Source organism: Niastella sp. sgz303648 (assembly GCF_059587045.1).
The window spans coordinates 250,079-269,713 of the sequence record NZ_JCAPSW010000009.1; the positions used below are offsets into that span (position 1 = coordinate 250,079).

The 19,635-nt window shown below is 46.4% G+C and carries 7 protein-coding genes; 5 read left to right on the plus strand and 2 right to left on the minus strand.

The genetic code is table 11. The features are described from left to right. Positions 1 to 10: 10 nt before the first annotated feature. The 3 genes from AC59IL_RS25460 (at position 11) to AC59IL_RS25470 (ending at position 12,193) form a co-directional block, all read left to right on the plus strand. Positions 11 to 8,206 (plus strand): SpvB/TcaC N-terminal domain-containing protein, encoded by an 8,196-nt coding sequence (locus tag AC59IL_RS25460; RefSeq protein ID WP_496555034.1) that lies wholly within the window; start codon positions 11 to 13, stop codon positions 8,204 to 8,206. Positions 8,207 to 8,343: 137 nt separating this feature from the next. Then, on the plus strand, positions 8,344 to 11,502 hold the full coding sequence (locus tag AC59IL_RS25465) for a sensor histidine kinase (protein WP_496555035.1): 3,159 nt from the start codon (positions 8,344 to 8,346) through the stop codon (positions 11,500 to 11,502). A 58-nt stretch (positions 11,503 to 11,560) separates the two neighbouring features. Continuing rightward, on the plus strand, positions 11,561 to 12,193 hold the full coding sequence (locus AC59IL_RS25470; RefSeq protein ID WP_496555036.1) for a response regulator: 633 nt from the start codon (positions 11,561 to 11,563) through the stop codon (positions 12,191 to 12,193). Between the two features lie 86 nt (positions 12,194 to 12,279). On the opposite strand, the gene AC59IL_RS25475 is transcribed toward AC59IL_RS25470, so the two are convergent. Next, entirely contained in the window at positions 12,280 to 12,843 is a 564-nt protein-coding gene (locus AC59IL_RS25475) for an HD domain-containing protein (protein WP_496555037.1), read from the minus strand. 43 nt (positions 12,844 to 12,886) lie between these two features. Then, positions 12,887 to 14,404, minus strand: a complete 1,518-nt coding sequence (locus tag AC59IL_RS25480; RefSeq protein WP_496555038.1) for a M61 family metallopeptidase — start codon at positions 14,402 to 14,404, stop codon at positions 12,887 to 12,889. A 388-nt stretch (positions 14,405 to 14,792) separates the two neighbouring features. On the opposite strand from AC59IL_RS25480, the gene AC59IL_RS25485 reads away from it, so the two are divergent. Both AC59IL_RS25485 and AC59IL_RS25490 read left to right on the plus strand, forming a co-directional pair. Next, positions 14,793 to 17,114 carry a S9 family peptidase gene (locus AC59IL_RS25485; RefSeq protein WP_496555039.1) on the plus strand — a complete coding sequence of 774 codons (2,322 nt, stop codon included), beginning with the start codon at positions 14,793 to 14,795 and terminating at the stop codon, positions 17,112 to 17,114. A gap of 134 nt (positions 17,115 to 17,248) precedes the next feature. After that, the gene (locus tag AC59IL_RS25490) at positions 17,249 to 19,627 is read left to right on the plus strand and encodes a glycoside hydrolase family 127 protein (protein ID WP_496555040.1); all 2,379 of its coding nucleotides are present in this window, start codon (positions 17,249 to 17,251) and stop codon (positions 19,625 to 19,627) included. Positions 19,628 to 19,635: the final 8 nt, after the last annotated feature.

Here is a 19,635-nt window from a genome sequence, read left to right on the forward strand (position 1 = left end):
CCTTCCTGTTATGAAACGAAACTTTACTTTCCTGTTATATATTCCCTGTCTCTTTGTTGCTACTGTTTATCCGGTTGAACAATATCAGCCGGTGAGCAAAAGCGCTCCGGTGCATATCATTGAAAGTAATGCACAAAAACACAACCCGTATATCAACCAGTCGCCTGTTAATTCCGGCGCCAATGATATTATCGAACTGCCCGATCTGCCGCAAAACCTCACCCCGAACCCCTCTCCTCAAGGAGAGGGGCTGGGGGTGAGGTGGAAAACGGCCGATCCTGCCGAAGGCGTTTCAATGATAGGTGAACCTGTTGCCAACAATCTGGGCAATGCATCGCTGACCTTCGCTATGAAACTGCCTGATGGCCGTTTAGGCATGCAGCCCGATTTGCGCGTTCAGTACAATAGCGATGCAGGCAGCAGCTGGCTGGGCTATGGCTGGAATTTGTTCACTCCTGCAGTCAGCATCGAAACACGATGGGGCGTACCGAGGTACGATGCGGCGCTCGAAACCGAAATGTATTTGTTGAATGGCGAACAACTGGCGCCTGTTAACAATCGTAACAACTTCGTTGCACGAACGCCCGATAAGCGCTTTTATCCACGGGTGGAAAGTGATTTTAGTAAGATCATTCGTCATGGGAATAGTCCGGCTGATTACTGGTGGGAGGTAACTGAAAAAAACGGCACCAGCAGTTATTACGGCGGCAAACCCGGTACCGGGGTGGTTGACAATGCCGTTTTAAAAGACGATAAAAATAACATCGCTTACTGGGCGCTGGTAGAAACGCGCGATCTCGACAATAATTTTGTACACTATCTGTATGAAACCGTAAATGATCCCGGTGTTTCCGGGAGCCCCATACCTGCCAAACAACTGTACCTGAGCCAGGTTTCGTACACCGGCAACGGTACAACAGATGGTCCCTACAAAGTAGTTTTTACCCGCGACCGTCAGTTGAGCGAACCCAAACGCAAAGACGTAACGATCGACGCCCGGCTGGGTTTCAAAACGGTAAGCGCCGATCTGCTTCGTAAAGTAACCATCAGTTTTAACAGCACCCTCATACGCAGTTATGAATTTCAGTATACCGAAGGCGCTTTTTATAAAACATTGCTGAAAAGCATTAGTGAGCTCGACGATGCCGGCGCCGTATTTTATACCCATCAGTTCGACTACTATGATGATGTGAACCGGCAAAGTTACAGTCCATCGGCAGGCACAACCACCTGGAATGTACCCGGCGATAACCTCAATGGCGGTATTGTAAATCCTATTCCCACCTTTACCGGTGAAGCATCGGCGTTAGGCGCTTCCAAAGCGCAAAGTTCCAGCGGTGGAGTAGGCGTTACGGTAGGTTCCATATCAGGCGGCACCTGGAGCAAAAAGGCATCTGTAGGCGGCTTCTTCAATTATGGCGAAGACGACCAGGAAGGATTGGTAAGCATGACAGATATCAATGGCGATGGTTTGCCCGATAAGGTTTTTAAAAAAGACGGCAGCTTGTTTTACCGTGCTAACCAGGGCCCTGCAACGCATAGTTTCGGCGAAAGCAAACCCATTGCCGGCGTAAGCGATTTCAGCGCAAGCAATTCAAAGAATATCGGCGGTGGGGTACAGGTGGTTCCTTATGTAGGTTTCCTCGGATACGACCATACCGAAACCAATACCACCACCAATGTATATTTTACCGACTTTAATGGTGATGGACTGATGGATATTGCCAGTGGCGGAAAAGTCTATTTCAATCACCTGAATGCACAGGGCGATCCGGAGTTTACCCTCAGCAGTGTGCCTACACCCAATCCTGTTTTGGGCGGCAATATCGACAGCTCTTTTTTGCAGATCGATACGGCGCTGCAATCGAGGCAGGAACAAAATTTTCCGCTGCAGGATATTGTACGCCTATGGCAGGCGCCCTATACAGGTACGGTTAACATCACCGCTCCGGTGCGTTTGATCCAAAATGGGGGTGTGGTAAATGCCAAAAAAGACGGCGTGCGCGCCAGCATACAACAGGGCGATGTGGTATTGTGGAGCACCTCCATTGGCCCTGCCGACTATTCGGTTAAAACGCCCGTAAACGTCAGCAACCTCACAGTAACCAAAGGACAACGCATCTACTTTCGCCTTCAATCGGTTTACAACGGACAGGAAGACCAGGTGAACTGGGACCCCATTATAGAATATACTACACCGCAGATACCCACATCAGATCATAAAGTAAGCAGCTATTACCAGGCTTCGGCCGATTTCATATTGCACAGTAAAAGTGCGGTGGGCATGGGTAAAAATGGTTCTATCAAAATCGATGGTACTTTTAACAAGGAACTCACCACCGATACGGTAACGTTATCGGTTATCCGTTCAGATTCTTTATCAACCACCATTCTTTTCCAAAGAGATTATGCGCCGGCTGAAGGGGCCACAGGCAATCTCACAGTGCCCGGTTCGTTACCGGTGTTTGCAGGAGATGAATTACACTTCTTCATCAAATCCCGTTCTTATATCGATCGATCTGCCCTGCAGTGGACACCCCATTATGCATACGTTGCTTTCACCGATAACACACCGGTTACCACCGGTACCGGTGCGCCAACCTTGCAGGGCTACCCGGTGCCGGATAATTCAAATTATAATGAACGCCTGATTGCCGTTGCGCCTTTTACGCCATTGCAGCAGGATACCGTTGTGTTAAAGCCACAGATATCAGGCAGTGGGCTCACCGGAACATTGTGGTTAACCATAAAAGGCAGCGATACCATTTATGCACGACGATTCATTCCGGTAACCGGAGGAACAATGAACCCCGTCGACAGCATTCGTATGATACGCCGGGTAAATGAACCCATCTATATAGAATACGCCACCGATTCGATGGACTTTGCATTGAGCCTGCAACCGCCAACCGTACTGGTTTACAAAGATTCTACCATGATGCGCGCCGGTGTGCTGAAAGATACACTTGTGATGGACACTACGCTGGCGGCAAGCCTATATGCCAATCCGGCGCAGGAGTTTTTAGGTTCTTTGTTCCGCGGTTGGGGACAGTTTGCATTGAAAGGTGATAAAGGCAATGGCCCGATTGATCAGACTTCACTCAACCTGAATGAGCTGAACAATTATCCTAGCGACCCTGCCAATTACCAGGACAGCGCTTCCTTAAGCGGACTGCAGGATCCTTCCAAAACCAATTTTGTAATGCTGTTTCCCGATGCGCTGAAGCAACAGTACATCGGGTACGATACCAGTGTATATGTATCAGACAGCAATATGAGCAGTTCGCGGTTGGGTATGCACGATGTTTCGGTAGACAGCACATTGGCCGGCGGATCGGCCGGGGCTGTTGTAAAGAAAAGCCGTACCATTTCAGATAATTTTTCTGCCGGTGTATTCCTTGGGCCGGCCGGAGGCAGCGGCGGTACGTCACTCGCTACTACCGTTACCCAGCTGGATATGATAGATATGAATGGCGACCTGTACCCCGATGTGATCAATGATGAAAGCATTCAATATACTTTACCGCATGGCGGGTTGGGCAAGTCGGTCGTTCAGCAACCCATTGGTGAAACGAAAGATAAAGGACAGGCAGAGGGTGGTGGTCTCGGCGGAGATTTTCTGAAAGCCACTACACAAAATTCTACCAAAATAGGCGCTACGGCCGCAGAGAACACAGCCAAACATTCTATTGGATTATCAGGCGGTGTTGAAAATAACGACGACGAAACCGTAAGCTCGTGGATCGATATGAATGGCGACGGTCTTACCGATCGTATTTATAACAATGGCACCGTATCGTTGAACCTCGGCTATACCTTTGCGCCGGCCGAAGCATGGGGGCTCGATGCCATTGAAAAAGGCAATAGTCTTTCATATGGCGCCGGACTGGGTGTTGACCTCGATGGCGGTTCTATTGAAGCCGGTTTTGGTATGTCGCGCACAACCGCCAAAAATACCTTTGCCTTGAACGATGTGAACGGCGATGGCTTGCCCGATCAGTTGTATAAAGGAGCGTATGCAGGAGGACCAATGACGGTTCGATTAAACACCGGCAATGGTTTTGGACCGGCCATTACCTGGAAAGCCTTCGATGAAATTACCGTTAATACTTCAACAGGCGAAGCGATCAACGGCGCCTTTACGGTAGTGATACCGATACCCATCATCTTCATCAAAATTTGTATCAACCCTTCGGCCAATACAGGACATGGTGTTTGCCGCGCACAGGATGTGGTTATGGATATCGATGGCGACGGGTATGCCGATATGCTGCATTCTACCAATGATGATAACCTCACGGCATCTGTTTCAACCATTGGTCGCACCAATTTGCTGCATACGATGAAAGGCCCGCTGGGCGCTTTGTTCACGATGGATTATGAGCGGGCAGGCAATACCTACAGCATGCCGCAAAGCAAATGGGTGATGAAAAGCGTTGCCGTATTTGATGGTGTGAAAGGAGATGGCGTTGATACCATGCGCCGTGAATTTAGCTATGAAGGCGGTTATCAGAACCGGCAGGAAAGAGAATTTTACGGATTCAGTAAAGTGACCACCCGCGATTTAAATACAGCCTCACAAAACAAATTATATCGCAGCCGCGTACAGCAGTATCTGAATTCCTCTTACTATAATAAAGGATTGCTGGCCGGTGAATGGACCGAAGATGCCACCGGAAAAAAATATACGCAAACCAATAACCTGTACGAATTGCGTACTGTGCAGGATAGTGTGCAATACCCGGCATTAAAACAAACTGAAAAGCTGTTGTTTGAAAGTGGTGCTGCCGGTGCGGGTACCATTATTCAATATGATTATGATTCGCTGGGCAATGTAATCCGTATCAATGATGCCGGCGATGGCAGTCAGAATGATATTAGTTTAACGGCCATCACCTATCAGAATGTCCCTGGTTATTACGTTAAAAATGTTCCCGCCAGTATTGAAGTAACTACGGCCGAAGGACTGAAACGCAAACGCACCACCGAAGTGAATGACCAGGGTGATATTGTACGCATCAAACAGTTCCTCGCCGATGGTACAACTGCACAAACCGATATTGAATACAACAGCTATGGCAACGTAACCAAAGTTACCCGTCCGGCCAATTACAAAGGCCAGCGCATGTCGTATAGTTATGAGTATGATAATACGGTATATACCTATACCACCAAAATAACAGACGCTTTCGGGTACACCACCACCAATACCTGGGATTACCGGTTTGGATTGTTAACCGGTTCGGTGAACAGGAACAACGACCAAACAAAATACACGATCGATAACCGCGGCCGCGTTACCTCTTTTATCGCACCTTATGAAATCGCTTCCGGAAAACCATACACCATTTCAGTAAGGTACCATACCGATACAACGGTTTCGTATGCCGAAACAAAACATTACGATCCGGAATACAATGCCGACATCAGCATGGTGAATTTTGCCGACGGATTAGGAAGATCGATACAGGTGAAAAAACAAATTGCCCTGTTCAAAGGCAAAGATGTGGCAGATGATGTGAAGATGGTTGTTTCGGGCAAAGTGTTATACGATGCATTTGGACGTGAAGAAAAAACATATGATCCCACCACCGAAGCTATAGGCACGGCAACATTTACACTCAACACCACACAGGGTGATATCGAATCCACCACTACCTGGGATGTGCAGGATCGCATTGTAAAACAGGTGTTGGCCGATGGCGCCACCCGCACCAATACGTATTCCATTGCCGGTGGCATGATCACTGCCACAGCTGTTGATGCACTCAATAACAAAGGTGAAGTATTGACTGACGTGCGTGGCAGAAAACGGTTTGTGAAAGAGTACGGTCCCGATGGCATCATTACCACCCGCTACGATTACAATGCACTGAACGAGCTGGTGAAAGTAACCGATAATAAGGGCAACAGTTTTTTATCTTCTTATGATAACTTCGGCAGAAAAATAAGCGCACAGCATCCCGATGGCGGTCTCACCTCTTTTGAGTATGACATGAGCGGCAACCTGCTGAAAAAGACCACTGCTGAAATTCGCAAAGAGATACCGCAGGATGGCGCCATTCAATACCAGTACGACTACAACCGTGTAACCGATATCGATTATCCGCGCAATTACCAGAATAAGGTGAAATACACCTATGGCGCACCGGGAACCGGCAGCAAAGCCGGTCGTGTTACATTGCAGGTTGATGGCAGCGGCGGACAGGAATTCTTTTATGGTTTACAGGGCGCTGTAAAAAAAGTGATCCGTACGATATTGATAAATCCTGTTTTTGCCACCACCTATGTAAGCGAACAGGAGTATGATACCTGGGGCCGCATAAAGAAATTAACCTATCCCGACGGAGAGGAAGTACTGTATCATTACAATAAAGGCGGCTCATTATACAGTGTTGAAGGACGCAAGCTGGATAATGTATACAAATATGTTGATCAGATCGGCTACGATGAATATGAGCAACGCACCTATATGCGCTATGGCAACGGCATAGAGAACAAGTATACATACGATAACCAGCGCCGGCGCCTTACGCAATATCAGATACTTACATCATCTGCACAACCTGTTGTGAACAATGCCTACAGCTATGATGCTGAAGACAATTTACTGGGGGTTGTTAACACTGCGCAACCGGTAAACGGACAGCCGGGCGGAGCTACCAAACTAAATTATCACTACGATAATTTATACCGCATCGATTCTGCCAGCGGTGAATACCAGGGCGCAAAAGAAAAGTATGCGTATGGGGTAAATGTTTCGTATGATAATCTGTACAATATCGTACACAAATCAATGCATGGCGCCACCGGTAACAAAAGCTATGATCAGTTGTATACTTATGGAACAGCGCCACATCAGGCAACACAGATAGGAGGTAACAAGTACTCCTACGATGCCAATGGCAATCAGTTGGGTTATGGCGACGTGGAAAATTTTTACGATGAAGAAAACAGGTTGATGGCCGTAATAAACAAAGGTGTGTTAAGTCAGTTTACCTACGATGCCGATGACAACCTTATGATCCGGAGCAGTGGAGGCCTGCAAAGCATTTGGGTAAATGGCGCGCCGGCCGGCACCGTAAAACACAACGATAATTATACGGCCTATGTGAGTCCGTACCTCGTATGTAAGACCGCCACCTTTACCAAACATTATTATATCGACAACCAGCGCATCGCCTCGAAGTCAGGGCACGGCACTTTTACCAATATTTCATTTCCGCAATCAGGACTCACAGCAGGTAATGTAGATTATGTAAAGCGGGCCGCAGAAATGGAACAGAACAGGATCAATTATTATGCTTCGCTGGGAGTAAGTCCGGGGCCGCCCACCGATAAAAATTTTTATGCAAAGCCCGAGAACAGTGGCATTGCGGCACCGGTTTTTGTAGATAGTTCGGCGAATACGGTACCCGCAGGATGGCCCGGCAATACCACCACGCCGCCCAACGGTCCGCCGGTATTTGTTGGCACACAGCCTTCGAACGATTCGGTAAAAGCCGGTTATGGTTTTGAAGATGCAGGACATTTATACGAAAGCTCACAATTCTTCTTCCACGCCGATCATATAGGCAGCACTACTTATGTAAGCAACGGCGAAGGCAACATAACACAGCACGTTGAATATTCTCCATTCGGCGAAACTTTTGTTGAAGAACAGGTGGGCTCGTATGCAACGCCGTATTTGTTCAATGCAAAGGAAAGAGATGATCAAACCGGTTATTATTTGTATGGTCCCCGCTACTATGATCCCGTATTGAGCCAGTGGTTAAGCATATGGGATGCGCAGGGAGATCAATATCCCGATGATGATGGGTCGGGCTATGGATTTGTACCGCAACTGCCCAACGATGATAATGATAACAACGTGTACCTGAATGCCGGCGTAACAACCGGTAAGTTGTTGAATGCTGCCGAAAATGCACAAAACGGAAAAGGTAAGGACGATGAAACAAAAAGTATAAAGAACCAGGCGAAAAAAGCGACAGAGCCCATAAACCGAAACCAGCAATTGAAGGTGATGCGAAGGCTGCATGGCAAAGCGTTCCGAAAACCGCTCACTACCGGGCGCCTAAAAGGGTTACATGATCTGCATAACAAAGCATTCCGCAAACCGCGGAAGGCCTGGCAAAGAGATGTGAATTTTCACCGGATAGCGCTGCGTACGAAACGGGGCGCGATGGGAGGCAATGGAGCAAAGTGAGGATACAAATAATTCTCGCAAAGGCGCGAAGCCGCAAAAAGAAATTTTTAAAAATACCCCGATGCCGCAAAAGATGGTAAGACTCAATGTCTGGATGCCTCGATGCATTTTTGCCTTGATGTCTTTTACTTCGCGCCTTGGCGCCTTTGCGTGAAATACTTTGCCTTCGCGCGAAATACTTTACCCTTTGCCCGAAACAATCAGTATTTTGCAATACTCCCAAAACCTGTTCACTGAAAAGTAAAACCCTTATATACGCTGTCTTATGGTGGCTTCTTCCCCTGTGGGTAGCGGCACAGCATGGGTTGCCTTATACCCGCCTTACTGTTGAAGATGGCCTCAGCAACAACTCTGTTCAATGCATATTGCAGGACCATAATGGTATTCTCTGGATCGGCACCAATGGCGGACTGAACCGCTACGACGGCACTTCTTTTATTCAATACAGCATATTGAGTGAACCCGCTCTTTGTAACAGCGTGATTACTGCCCTGATGCAGGATGAAAAAGGGAACATATGGATAGGAACTGAAAACGGTCTGAATATCCTGGATCCCGTTGCCAACCGTATTCAGCAATTTGTTCACCAGGATGGCAACCGGGCATCTCTGCCACAGGGACCCATACGCGCCATACAGAAAAGCAGCAATGGAAATATGCTGGTAATGTCGGAACGGTGGCTGGCCGAATTCACCGGCGCCGGCCGTTTTTTGCTGGCCGATATCGATTCTTCTCTATTAAAAACCGATATGGTGCTCACAGCTATAACTGAGCACAACGATCATGAAGTATGGATATCATACCTCGACCAGGTAACAACGCTGGCGAAAAGAAGCAACGCAGGCGCGAAAGAGCAGATCGGGGCGCCGGTATTGTTTACGGCAGATTATTCAAAAATATATACCGATAAAAACGGTACAACCTGGGGCGTTTCGGGATATGGGATCAGCCGGTACAATCAGCACACAAATCATTTCGACAGCTGGATAAAAAATGGCAACAGCATCAGCGGGCCCAACCTGCACCTGCGCACCTGTTATTGCATCGATATCGACGGTGATGTTTGGCAGGGTAGTGACCGCGCCTCGCTGGTGAAGTACACCCTGCAACAGCAACAGGTAACCGATTACAGCTGGTTGCTGACGGCAGTGAATGCAACCCTGGTGTATTGCGTGTATAAAGACAACAACAATACTATTTGGGTGGGCACCGATAACGGCATCATTAAAATATCGAACCGCGATGCTGTTTTTACAGGCATTCCCTTTGTGCTGCAGGGAAAGGAATTAAAGAACATACGCTGTCGCCGCATTTTTGCCGACCGCTATAACAACCTGTATGCCGGCACCGAAAATTACGGACTGCTGAAAAAAACGCACACAAAGCGCGGAACAGATACTACGATTGCTTTGTCGACCTTTGGCGCTACACCCATAACCGTTCTCCCTGTCATTAATAAATCGGTTCGCCTGAAGCTTAATGGCCGGTACGACATCGGGTATATATATGACATGTGGTATGATGAAAAAGATATCATCTGGATGGCAGGCTTTGGCATCGGCCGGTATGATATCAGAACAGATTCACTCGAAATATTTCTGGCGCCGGGATCTGAAAAAGAAAAACAGGAGAGCATCAACCAATTCAGCATTTGTTTCGACGGAAGGCTATTCTGGACTTCGGGTCAGTTTAATATGTACACCTTTGATCCGCAAACGCGCACGATGCAACCCTTCAGGGATTCTACAGGCAATATGCCGTTTTATATGGTGCCCTGCTGGAGTCTCGTGGTAAAAAACGGATGGATATGGGCAGGCGCCGCCAACGGGTTATATAAAATAAACATACAAACAAAGCAGGTCGTTAAGCTGTCTGTTAATCGCATCCCCGATTACGGTATCAATGATATTGTTACAGATGGCGACAGCAGTTTTTACATCAGTACCGCCGGCGCCGGTATTCTGTGGTACAATCAATATACCGGGCAGGTGAAGCAATACACCAATAAGGAAGGGTTGAGCAATAACACCGTGTGTGGCATTTTGCAGGATGCCAATCGCGACCTGTGGATCAGCACCTATGCCGGTTTAAGTTATTTCAACAGGCAAAACAATCAGTTCACGAATTTTTACGCCAAAGACGGTTTGAATACCGATGAATTCAATCGCAAGGCATTGCACCGTTTGCGCGATGGCCGCATGATATTCGGCGGCTTGAACGGATATATGATCATGGATCCTTCCAAAGCGTTTACAACCAAACAGCCTGTATCGATACTGCTTACCCGCTTCAACAAAATAAACAGCAATGGCAAGGCCACCGAAACGGTTTATAACAACCAGTCGTTAAAAAATATAATTATTGAACCCGGCGATAAATTCTTTTCGTTTCACTTTATGTTATCCGATTTGTATGATCCGGCTGGTAACCGTTTTTTTTACCAGTTGCAGGGTGTCGACAATGCCTGGCATTCGATCGGTAACCAGCATTTTGTTTCATTCAATGGGTTACCGGCAGGAAAGTATACACTGAAAATAAAAGGCAATACCGGCAGCGGATCGCGCAGCATCAATGAACTTTCGGTGAACATACAGGTAAAGCAGGTCTTTTACAAAACCGCCTGGTTCATTGCATTAATTCTTGCAGCAGCGGTGGCCATTGTGTGGCTGATCGTTCGTTACCGCATCAGGCAGGTAAAGAAAATTCAGTATCTGCGCACGCGCATCGCCAGCGACCTGCACGATGATGTGGGCAGCTCGCTGGTACGCATAACAGTATTGGCCGATGCATTGAAACGCGATGGCGTAACCAATAATACGCAGGAACAACTGAGCACCATTTCGGGCATCAGCAGGGGAGCGGTATCTACCATGAAAGATGTGGTATGGAGCATCGATGCGCGCAACGATACCATGGGCGGCATGATACAATACATGCAGGAACACCTGCACAATATGCTGATGCCTGCGAATATTGATTTTGAATTAACGCACAGCGGTTTTAATGAGCACAACAAACTGGCGATGGACTTTCGCCAGAATGTATACCTCACCTTTAAGGAAGCGATCAACAATATAGTGAAACATGCAGGCGCTACGCTGGTACAGGTTGATCTGAAAAAAGAAAGCAACCTGTTTGTGATGCAGATAAAGGATGATGGAAAAGGCATCGCTGCCGGCAAAGCCACCAGCGGACAGGGGCTGCACAATATGCGGCTGCGTGCGCAGCGGCTGGGCGCCAGCATCGATATCGTATCGGTAAAAGGTGTTACGGTGCTGATGAAAGTACCTGTGTAAAATATAACCCTTACATGGGATAGGACAGCTGAACAGGGCTTTTTAACTTTAATGAGTTATGATTCGAATTGCATTAATAGAAGATGATGATTTGGTAAGAACGCATCTGGCCGCGTTTTTTTCGCGTTGCGAAGGATTGGCCTGCACCATTACCGCCAACTCGGTAGAGGATTTTTTTGAAAAGGTAGAAAACGCAGAAAACGCCGAAAAACCGGATATTATTCTTACCGATATCGGGCTGCCTGGTAAAACCGGCATTGAAGCCATACCGGAGATCAAAAAAATATTTCCTGATGTATCTGTCATCATTCTTTCTGTATATATCGACAGCGACCGGATATTCAAAGCACTGTGTGCAGGCGCCGTTGGATATCTTCAGAAAGATACGGCGCTTGAAGAAATACTGGAGTGCATACGCATCATCAGCAGAGGCGGATCGGTGATGTCGCCCATCATTGCCCGTAAAGTTGTGAATTATTTTGCGCCTAAAAGAACCTACAACGAACCTTTAACCGCGAAAGAGCAACAGGTGATCGCCGCCATGGTAGATGGATTGAGTTATAAAATGATCGCCGGCCGCCTGGGCATTACCCTCGAAACGGTTCGTCAGCATATCAAAAATATTTACCGCAAACTGCAGGTGAACAGTAAAAGCGAAGTGATCATCAAATCGCTGAAAGGGGAAATTTAAATATCGAATACTGAATGTCCAATGACAAATGCTGAAGTTGTTTCTACTTCAACATTCTACATTTAATATTCTACATTCGATATTTATTAAATGGCCGGGTCAAAATATCTCTTATAATTTTCAATTTTTTCCTGCAACCTGTTGGCGAGGTATTCATTTCCCTCTTTTAAATGGGCATGAATGATTTTAGCTTCCTGTACATAGCTTATTTTCTTATCATTGTTCCAATAATAAGGCGGTGCATATAAATTACAGATCCTGTCGGCCATTTTAACGGCCCATACTTCTTTTGGTTGTTGTTTAATGCGTTCCAGGCTATCGGTCATTTGCTGTTCTTTGGCAAGTTTTGTGTTTTTGGTCAATGCCATAACACCTGCAGTTACCTGCTCGCCAAATTCTTTTTTACATTCATCAATAGTAAAAGAGGTGTCTTCCAGTGTGTCGTGTAACAAAGCGCATTTTATAGCAAGATCGGCGTTAAAATCGTTTGTATGATTCGCTGCGTTGCTGGTTTCGAACACTACGCTGCCAATATGATTGATGTATTCGATTTTTTCGTTGGGGTGATGCCCGCCATAGGTTTGCCCGTTATGTAACCTCGAAACCTTTTGCCAAATGTCCTGTAAATTGTCGATAGATATGTTCTTCATAATTCGCCGGAATGAATATGGGTAAATGTACAATAAATCGCCCTCATTCACCCATCCAGCTTTTGTAAATAGCTGTCTGCAGCGCAGTGGGATTGGGTAATCGCGTAATGGCAAAACTGGTTGAGTCGATAGTTAGTCCTGCCATGGCAAAATACTTTGAGTAATTTACCGCTTTAACGGTAGATGCATAGTCAAATACTTCCTGCATCGAAGTGCCTGCTATCTTTTCGCATTCCTTTCTGAACTCTTTTTCGGTAAAACCTCTTTTTAGTGTTTGATAATATTTTTTGTACAGCTGCCGCATTACATCATCCAGCGATTTTGCATTTTTGGTCGCATGCCGGATGTTGAAGTCTAATAACAGTCCAAGTACAGGGCCTTTGTCGTAATAGGAAATCGTTTTGTTGGGGTCGTTTCCAAATGGACCGTCGTTCCAGGTATCATAGCTTGCCTGTGTGGCAGACTGGTACAAATGCCCCGAATGATTTTCATAAGCCTGTATATTCGATTGAAACGATTTCAATACATCTTCATCGGTGCAAAATCCGGCATGCCGTACGATCATATATTCGTAATACACCGTAAACCCTTCACTCACCCAAAGCATGTTTGTTTTATTTTCTTTGCTGTAATCGAAAGGCCCCAGTTCAATGGGGCGTATACGTTTCACATTATAGTGATGGAAGTATTCGTGGGCAATAAAGTTGTACAGCCGCCTGCGACCCTGGGGCGTATTTAGGCCTTCGCCACCGCTGAAACTTAAAGAAGATGAATTAAGATGTTCAATGCCACCCTGACCCGGACCAATGCCCAGGAACGTGTAATGTGTGTAAGGTATATCGCCGATAATGGCGCTGGCCGTTTCAACAATTTTTTTAAGATCGTTCATAAAGGCGGCGCGGTCGAAGTTACCGGGCTTATAACCGGTAAAATAATGCGGAATATTGTTTATGGTAAAAGAGGGTAATGATTCCAGCTCACCCATCAAAAAAGGACTATCGTACAACACATCAAAACCGGCAGCGATGAAGGTATTATTGCCGCCCGGTATAGAGTCGAGCCCGGTAGCAACGAGGCCCGGCCATTTGTGGTAAGGTTTCATTTGAATGATTACCGGTTGCTGCAATGCGCGGTCGGTATACAGGAACAGCGCCCCCGGTGTTATATAACCGAGAGTGGTATCGAGGTAAGCATTGGCGACGAATGTTGAGATTGCTTTCACATCGTATGTGATGGTTAAGGAAGTTGACGAACTGTTAAATACACGCCATATATTTTTAGAAGGTTTTTCCCATTTAACAGCGTTGCCCGCTGCATCAGCGACTGTAAAGTTTTCTACTGACCTGGCATAATCCATAAGCTGGTAATAACCGGGCGTCCAGGCGCATAGTTTAAAATCGGTTGTTGCAGTGGCTGGCGTGCACTTTAGTACTACATGATAATATTGCCTCGCAGCATCTTCCATCGAAACGGTATACTGCATGTTCACCGGTTGCGCCTGCGTAACAGAAAAGCAGAATAGTAATAGTGTACAGTATATATAAGATCGTAGGATTTTCATTTGCAGTGAGCTTGTCAATAAAAATATAACTCTTTTATAAAGGGAGCTCATGTTGGTTAATTTTGGTAAACGATCGGTTAGCCTGCTTTTATAATAGCGCAGTACATTATACTAATTTTAGAATCTGTTTTCTCTTTTTTACTCCTTAATAAACGGGCGCTTGCGCCCTAAGGTTTTCCGCCATGCGGAGCTAAGAGCATAAAAGAGCAAAAGAGAAAAAAGGAGATAGTTATTAATTTAATCTTGTCGCGACTTGTATAAACACCAAGCTTTTTAAAAACAAATCTCTTTTTTCCTCCTTTTCCTCCTATAACCTCTTAGCTAAAAAAGAGAATCGTCCCGCAAAGCGGGACTATAAAGAGTAAAAAAAGAATCAAACTGCTGCTGCATGCATGAACGTACAGGAATTTTTGCGTCGCCCCGAACGCGCGGGGTATACAGGACCATGATTATGGTCGTATATACGGTTAGTTTAATGAGTAATTCCCGGGCGCAATCGTTACCACCTTATCAGCCAACCCGCGAAACTATGCTGAGGGCTTACAAAAAAGCCGCGCTGCTCGATTCACAGGCAAGGAACAGCATTTTTAAATACAATATCAGGGCCCGCTGGCAACCCGATGAAAGCGGTTTCTGGTATAAGAACACGCTCCCCGGCAATACTTCAGAATACATTTATGTAAATGCGGTTACCGCCAAAAAGGAAAAAGCATTTGACCATGAAAAGATGGCCGCTGCGTTGAAGAAGCTGTCAGATACCATTACCGCATCAAAGTTGCCCATCGCCAATTTGCAGTTCGATAAAAAGCATAGCAATGTTTGGTTGCAGGTTGGCCGAAAATGGTATACATGCAATTTAAAAACATATGACTATGCGCCGACCGACTCACCATCTGTTATAAACGACGATGGCATTGTTACCGGTAAAATACAGAGTCGCTGGGAAAGGCAACATCCGGCCGATAGTTTATCGTCCGATAAACAATGGATCGCTTATATAAAGAACGGCAATGTGTTTGTGCAGCCCGCTTCCGGTGGCGCGGCCATTCAATACACCACCAACGGCGATACCACCAACTCCTACGGACAACTACAATGGTCGCCCGACAGCAAACACCTCGTGGTGTTTCACATTTTTCCCGTAACGGAGAAACCGGTTTATTATGTGCTTTCCTCAACAGATACCAGTTTCCGCGGCGTATTACAATCACAACCATATGCACAGCCCGGCGATGCCTTCACCGCTTATGAAATGTTTGTGATCAATCTGCCTGAAAAGAAACTCGTAAAAGTGAATACAGAGCTGTACGACTTTCTGGATTACCCCTGGATCCACTGGCGCAGTAACGAAAACAATTATTTCGTTTTTGAAAAAGCCGATCGCGGCCACCAGCGTTTTCGCATGATTGAGGTGAATACCGGCACAGGCGCTACCCGCAACCTGATCGACGAACAAACAAAAACATTCATTTACGAAAGCAGGATATTTACCTGGTACACTGCTACTACCAATGAAATAATCTGGAGCAGTGAAAAAGACGGATGGAATCATTTATACCTCGTAGATGCGGTGAAAGGCGGTGTAAAAAATCAAATCACCAACGGCAACTGGGTGGTGCGAAACGTTGACAGTATAGATGAAAAGAAACGAGAGATCTGGTTTCAGGCAAGCGGCATGAATGCCGGCGAAGATCCTTACAACATACATTATTACCGCATTGGTTTCGATGGTAAGAACCTGGTGTCGTTAACGGCTGCCAATGCAAGCCACCAATGTACTTTTTCGCCTGGCCGGGCATATTATATAGATAATTATTCCCGGCCCGATATGCCGGCTGTTACCGAGTTGCATCGCACATCAGATGGAAAGCTGATCGCAGCAATAGAACGGGCCGATATAACCGCTTATCAACAACTGGGCATACGCATGCCCGAAGTATTTGTGGCTAAGGGACGAGATGGCGTAACGGATATCTGGGGCATTGTATGCCGGCCGCCACAGTTCGACAGCACCAAAAAATATCCGGTGATTGAAAATATCTATGCTGGCCCGCAGGATGCGTTTGTTCCCAAACGATTTATGTTCTATGGCGAAATGCAAAGCATGGCGGCGCTTGGTTTCATTGTGGTGCAATGCGATGGCATGGGCACGGCCAACCGTTCCAAAGCATTTCATGATGTATGCTGGAAAAATCTCGCTGATGCAGGCTTGCCCGACAGGATCGCCTGGATAAAAGCGCTGGCGAAAAAATATCCTTATATTGATACCAGTAGAGTAGGGTTGTATGGCACGTCTGCAGGCGGACAAAATTCAACAGGCGCCTTATTGTTCCATCCTGAGTTTTACAAAGCGGCCGTATCGGCGGCAGGTTGTCACGATAATCGCATCGATAAACAATGGTGGAATGAACAGTGGATGGGTTATCCGGTTGGGCCGCATTACGCTGACCAAAGTAATATTACCAATGCTTCGAAGTTACAGGGTAAATTGCTGCTTATTGTAGGCGAGGCCGATACCAATGTACCGCCCGAAAGCACCCTGCGGCTGGCCGGCGCATTGATCAAAGCCGGTAAAATGTTCGATCTGCTGGTTGTGCCCGGCATGGGACATAGCGACGGCGGTCCGTACGGAAGATTAAAGAAGCGCGATTTTTTTGTTAAGCACCTGTTGGGTGTTGATCCGCCGGACCGGAACCAGAACGAGTTCTAAAGAAATATCGAATAACGAATGTCCAATGACAAATGTTGAAGTATTCCTATTTCAACATTCAACATTTAATATTCAATATTCGATATTTATAGCGCCTTTGTGCGAATTTTAATTCACTTATCAATTTAAAATTTATGAAGAAGCTGCTGTTATCTCTTTCACTTTTGGCATCCATAACAGCCGGTGCGCAAATAAAAGATTACCCTATACAACCGGTGCCTTTTACACATGTACATGTGAACGATCATTTCTGGAAACCCAAGATGGAAGTCAATGCCGGCATTACTATTCCCTACATTTTAAAAATGTGCAAAGAGCACGGGCGAATCGATAACTTTCTGGCAGCAGCAGGCAAACGCGAAAATAAAATATGTTCACAATTTCCGTTCGATGATACCGATGTATACAAATGGATCGAAGGCGCTTCCTATGCCCTGCAGGTAACACCTAACCCGCAGTTGGAAAAATACCTCGATTCCTTAATTGCAATCATCGGCGCAGCGCAGGAGCCAGATGGCTACCTGTATACCTTCAGAACCATGAAACCACAGGTGCCGCAGGAATGGGTGGGCACCAAACGTTGGGTGAATGATTCTATATTAAGTCACGAGCTGTACAATTCAGGTCATTTGTACGAAGCCGCCTATGCGCATTACAATGCAACCGGAAAAAAGAATCTGCTCAACATTGCCTTAAAGAATGCCGATTTGTTGTGTAAAGATTTTGGCTGGGGCAAACTGCAGATCTATCCCGGTCACCAGATCGTTGAAACCGGACTGGCAAAACTGTACCGCATCACCGGCAATAAAAAATATTTAGATCTTGCCAAATTCTTTTTAGATGTGCGTGGCCCCAATGGTGATGCCTACAATCAGGCCAATAAAAAAGTAGTTGATCAAACCGAAGCAGTAGGCCATGCCGTTAGGGCCGCCTATATGTACAGCGGTATGGCCGATGTGGCGGCGCTTACGGGCGATGCAGCCTATATAAAAGCAATAGATGCCATTTGGGAAGATGTGGCCACCAAAAAATTATACATTACCGGCGGTATCGGCGCCACCAATAACGGCGAAGCGTTTGGCGATGCCTATTATCTGCCTAACATGAGCGCCTATGCCGAAACCTGTGCCGGCATTGCCAATGTATACTGGAACAACCGCATGTTCCTGTTGCATGGCGATTCAAAATACATCGATGTGCTGGAACGCACCTTATACAATGGATTGTTGTCGGGTATGTCGCTCGATGGCACCCATTTCTTTTATCCCAATCCATTGGCCTCGGTAGGACAACACGACCGCAGCCCCTGGTTTTCCTGCGCCTGTTGCATTTCGAACATGACCCGGTTTTTACCTTCCGTTCCGGGATATGTGTATGCGCAGAATAAAAACGATTTGTATGTAAACCTGTTTATAAGCAATAGCAGCAGCATACAATTAACGGCAGGCAAAGTAAACATTACACAAACAACAAACTATCCCTGGAACGGAAAAATTGATATGCAGATCGATGCTGTCAAACCAACAGCATTTGCCCTGCATATACGCATTCCCGGTTGGGTGCAGGCGCAACCCGTGGCCGGTGATCTGTATACAAGCGATCAGCAAAAAACATCTATAATTATTAATGTAAATGGCAAACCGGTTGACTATAAAACAGAAAAAGGATATGCTGTGTTACCCCGCATCTGGAAGAAAGGCGATAAGATATCTTTCGAATTTCCCATGCAGCCGCAGCACATTTATGCCAACGAAAAAATAAAAGCTAACGAGGGCCGCTTCGCCATTCAATACGGACCGGTTGTGTATTGTTTGGAAGGTTGGGATAACAAAGACAGCGTGGTGCAGAATATAGTGGTTGATAAAGCAGCTCCCTTGCAGGTAAGTTATGCAGCCAACACGCTGAATGGCATCAATGTAATTACCATGGAAGGAGAGGGCACCAAACGCCAGCTGAACACCGATGCATTGATCACCTCAAAACAAAAAGTAACAGCCATTCCATATTATGCCTGGGACAACCGCGGCGCCGGCGAAATGGAAGTATGGGTTCCATATACAAAGGCCGCATCAAGGCCGCAACCTGCGCCTACTATTGCTTATACCAGCAAAGTAACAGCATCTATCAAAACCAGAAGCGTAAAAGCGGTGAACGACCAGTTTGAACCGGCCGATTCAAAAGATAATACGGTTCCCTATTTTCACTGGTGGCCGAAGAAAAATACCACCGAATGGGTAGAGTATGATTTTGATACCGCGCACACCGTTTCATCGTGCAAAGTGTATTGGTTCGATGATGGCCCCTGGGGCGGTTGCAGAATACCCGCTGCCTGGAAAATATATTATAAAAAAGACGGCGCCTGGGTGCCTGTAACTACTACATCGGCCTACGAAATTGCGAAAGACAAATACAACAGCGTAACTTTTGAGAAGGTAACTACCACTGCGTTGAAGCTCGAAGTGCAGTTGCCGGTTGATAATGCAACGGGGATACATGAGTGGATAGTAGAATAGTTGCCGGT

Excerpts from the sequence above, each read along its gene's own strand:
- AC59IL_RS25460 (WP_496555034.1), top strand. The coding sequence starts at position 11 with ATGAAACGAAACTTTACTTTCCTGTTATATATTCCCTGTCTCTTTGTT.
- AC59IL_RS25470 (WP_496555036.1), top strand. The coding sequence starts at position 11,561 with ATGATTCGAATTGCATTAATAGAAGATGATGATTTGGTAAGAACGCAT.
- AC59IL_RS25475 (WP_496555037.1), bottom strand. The coding sequence starts at position 12,843 with ATGAAGAACATATCTATCGACAATTTACAGGACATTTGGCAAAAGGTT.
- AC59IL_RS25480 (WP_496555038.1), bottom strand. The coding sequence starts at position 14,404 with ATGAAAATCCTACGATCTTATATATACTGTACACTATTACTATTCTGC.
- AC59IL_RS25485 (WP_496555039.1), top strand. The coding sequence starts at position 14,793 with ATGCATGAACGTACAGGAATTTTTGCGTCGCCCCGAACGCGCGGGGTA.
- AC59IL_RS25490 (WP_496555040.1), top strand. The coding sequence starts at position 17,249 with ATGAAGAAGCTGCTGTTATCTCTTTCACTTTTGGCATCCATAACAGCC.